This window comes from Nostoc sp. CHAB 5715 (assembly GCF_020829685.1).
In the GTDB taxonomy this organism is placed as follows: domain Bacteria; phylum Cyanobacteriota; class Cyanobacteriia; order Cyanobacteriales; family Nostocaceae; genus Nostoc.
In genome coordinates this window covers 1-3,241 of sequence record NZ_JAIVFR010000865.1, presented here as the reverse complement: position 1 = coordinate 3,241, position 3,241 = coordinate 1, and the positions used below count along the sequence as shown (strand labels likewise).

General features: G+C 44.2%; 4 protein-coding genes. All 4 read left to right on the top strand.

Features of this window, described 5'->3' with window-relative positions:
• The first annotated feature begins 156 nt into the window (after positions 1-156).
• The 4 genes from carA (at position 157) to LC574_RS32705 (ending at position 3,229) form a co-directional block, all read left to right on the top strand.
• Positions 157-1,323 carry a glutamine-hydrolyzing carbamoyl-phosphate synthase small subunit gene (carA, locus tag LC574_RS32720; RefSeq protein WP_229457749.1) on the top strand — a complete coding sequence of 389 codons (1,167 nt, stop codon included), beginning with the start codon at positions 157-159 and terminating at the stop codon, positions 1,321-1,323.
• Between the two features lie 242 nt (positions 1,324-1,565).
• Entirely contained in the window at positions 1,566-1,916 is a 351-nt protein-coding gene (locus tag LC574_RS32715; protein WP_199326607.1) for an STAS domain-containing protein, read from the top strand.
• 574 nt (positions 1,917-2,490) lie between these two features.
• The gene (locus tag LC574_RS32710) at positions 2,491-2,970 is read left to right on the top strand and encodes a ribonuclease III domain-containing protein (protein WP_229457748.1); all 480 of its coding nucleotides are present in this window, start codon (positions 2,491-2,493) and stop codon (positions 2,968-2,970) included.
• Between the two features lie 91 nt (positions 2,971-3,061).
• Positions 3,062-3,229 (top strand): hypothetical protein, encoded by a 168-nt coding sequence (locus tag LC574_RS32705; protein ID WP_229457747.1) that lies wholly within the window; start codon positions 3,062-3,064, stop codon positions 3,227-3,229.
• The last annotated feature ends 12 nt before the right edge of the window (positions 3,230-3,241 follow it).

The following is a 3,241-nucleotide window of genomic DNA, read 5'->3' as shown; positions in this document are numbered from 1 at the left end:
GGGGTTTCCCCAAGTGGAGCAAGTGGCGTGAGACGCCAAAGGCAAACGAGCGTCATTGCGAATTGTTTTACAGCGCTTTTCAAGTAATTGAACTACACCACTCCCCACTCCCCACTCCCTACTCCCCACTCCCCACTCCCCACTCCCCAATTTACTATGCCCCTGTCTGACGCAATACCAGCTTTACTTGTCTTGGCAGATGGAACCACTTATCGCGGTTGGTCTTTCGGTGCTACGGGAACCGCAATCGGAGAAGTGGTGTTCAATACTGGCATGACCGGCTACCAAGAAGTACTAACCGACCCAAGTTACTGCGGTCAGATTGTAATTTTTACCTATCCTGAATTAGGCAATACTGGCGTCAATCTTGAAGATGAGGAATCAGATGGGCCCCAGGTTCGGGGTGCGATCGCTCGGAATATTTGTCACCGTCCGAGTAACTGGCGATCGACACAATCCTTACCAGACTACCTTAAACAAAACCAAGTACCAGGGATCTACGGCATCGATACCCGCGCCCTCACCCGCAAAATTCGCATGTTTGGAGCCATGAACGGTGGCATTTCCACAGTTATTCTCGATGAGGTGGAATTGCTAGAGCAGGTACTAGCGGCTCCCAACATGGCGGGATTAAATCTGGTTTGGGAAGTTACCACCCCAACGGCTTATGAATGGTCAGATCCCACAATTCCCGCTTGGGAATTCAACTCTGAAACTGCGGAAAATCTTGGAGAACCCTTTACCGTTGTTGCCCTTGACTTTGGCGTAAAACGGAATATTCTGCGTCGCTTAACAAGTTATGGTTGTCGGGTAATTGTTGTGCCTGCTGATACGCCACCAGAGGAAATCCTCAACTACAATCCAGATGGTGTGTTTCTTTCTAATGGCCCTGGCGACCCTGCTGCCGTCACAGAAGGGATTGCAACTGCCAAAGCGCTTCTGTTAAGTGAAAAGCCCATCTTTGGTATTTGTATGGGACACCAAATTTTAGGTCATGCACTAGGGGCAGAAACCTATAAACTAAAATTTGGGCATCGTGGTTTAAATCAGCCTGCCGGTTTACAACAACGGATAGAAATTACCAGCCAAAACCATAGTTTTGCTATTGACCCAGATTCTTTACCTACGGCAGTTGTGGAAATCAGCCACCTGAACTTAAACGATCGCACCGTTGCTGGGGTACGTCATAAATCTCTACCTGTATTCTCCGTCCAATATCACCCAGAAGCCAGCCCTGGCCCTCACGATGCTGATTACTTGTTTGAGCAATTTGTTCAAGCCATGCGAACAGCACGTCAAGCCGTGGCAGCCGAAGTGAGGTAAAAATAGGGAATGGGGGAGATGAGGGAGATGAGGGAGATGAGGGAGATGAGGGAGATGAGGGAGATGAGGGAGATGAGGGAGATGAGGGAGAATTATTGAACAAGTTTCTTCCTTGTCTTTTCCTAATGCCCCATGCCCAATGCCCAATGCCCTACTTCACTAGATTGTAGACAACTTGCTCAAAAACCATCTATACTTGAGCGTTCACTTTAACTCATGAGGAGGGAATTATTGCTGATCCATTGAATCTAACCGTTAGCCTGAGGGGTACTCGTGAAGTCCGGGATAACTGTCAGCTATTCCGCCTCACAGGTTTGTTAGATGCCTTTTCTGAGCCGACATTTCGCAAGGTACTTGGCAGTAAGATTGACGAGGGCCCTAAGCATATTATTTTGGATCTCTCACAAATCGACTTTATTGATAGCTCTGGCTTGGGTGCTTTGGTGCAGCTAGCCAAGCAGGCTCAAACTGCTGAAGGCACTTTGCAAATCGTCACGAATGCCCGGGTAACTCAAACGGTCAAGCTTGTTCGCCTAGAGAAGTTTCTCTCCCTGCAAAAATCAGTTGAAGAAGCTCTAGAAAACGTCAAGTAGTCTTGATTGCTTGAACCGAGAGATCAATTCGGCTATCCAGATTCAACATCGGATAGCTTAATTTTTAAAACTTCTGGCAGAAAACCTCTCTCCTTGTGGGAGAGGCACAAAGCCAGTTAAGCTATTATGTTTAAAGTTGAGCAATAATGAAGATATAGACACCCAGTTCTTGGGTATGTAATTTTTGGCTTCTTATCGGATAAACAATCAAGTCTGAGAAATTTGTAAGAAATACAAAGCCAGAAGATTTCTCTATAGGTAAATTTGACTTGATACTGTATAGTTAAAAATTGTCGCTTACTAAGTAAGCACGACAATGCGATCAATTAACAGGGTGAATCTGATGTCAGAATTTTACCCTATCTTAGCTACAGACCACAAGTAGGCAAAATTTAGTTTATAGGCGTTGACATCAGGGTGTTCTAAAATGCCAACTCTCAATCAAAAAGATAGAATTAGTAAGTATTTCTGATAGTATTGATTATGCTAAGTATAAGATTATGGCTTACTTCAGAAAAATCAGTCTTTGCAAAGAATGCCTGCCAAATGTAGCCCATCAAGGAATGATTTATTTGTGAAGTCACAGGAGGAAAAGCTATTAGATGGACAAGATGAAACTCCCAAACAGACTTTATCTTGGACTCAAGCACTCTTGACAACCACAGCGCCATTCCAACAGATTTCCCTCTCACAAGTGCAACAAATTTCTCCTACTGCTTTAGCATATTTAGGGGATGCAATTTATGAGTTATATGTTAGAATGTTCTATCTGCTGCCATTGCAGCGGTCAGGAATTTACCATAGTCTGGTAGTGGAGCAGGTAAGAGCGGAAACACAAGCGCTACATTTGCGATCGCTGATTCCTCATCTCAGGGACACTGAATTAGAAATTGTCCGACGGGGTAGAAACGCCGCTACAGGACGCCCTAAGCGACTTAATCCCGAAATTTATCAACAGGCAACTAGTCTAGAAACCTTAATTGGCTACTTATATCTCACCGATTACCAGCGTCTAACCGAACTGTTGCAAATGCTTCATGTAAAAAAAGAGTGATAACTTAATTTTACAGTAGCCGCAGCACTAAATTAGGTTCAAGAAATTGAGTAATTGTGATGATCAACCATACGCTATATCTATAACTCAAATGCAGAATAAACCTAGAAAAGTCAAGACTTCTAACGAACCCAATCGTGGGCAACCCGTAAAAATTCAGGGTAAGCGTGTTGTTACTAATCCGACTCGCAATCCCAGAAAAATAGATAGCAACCCCATCTCTGGTACTAGTCCGACTCGCAATTACTCAATTTCTTGAACCTAATTTAGT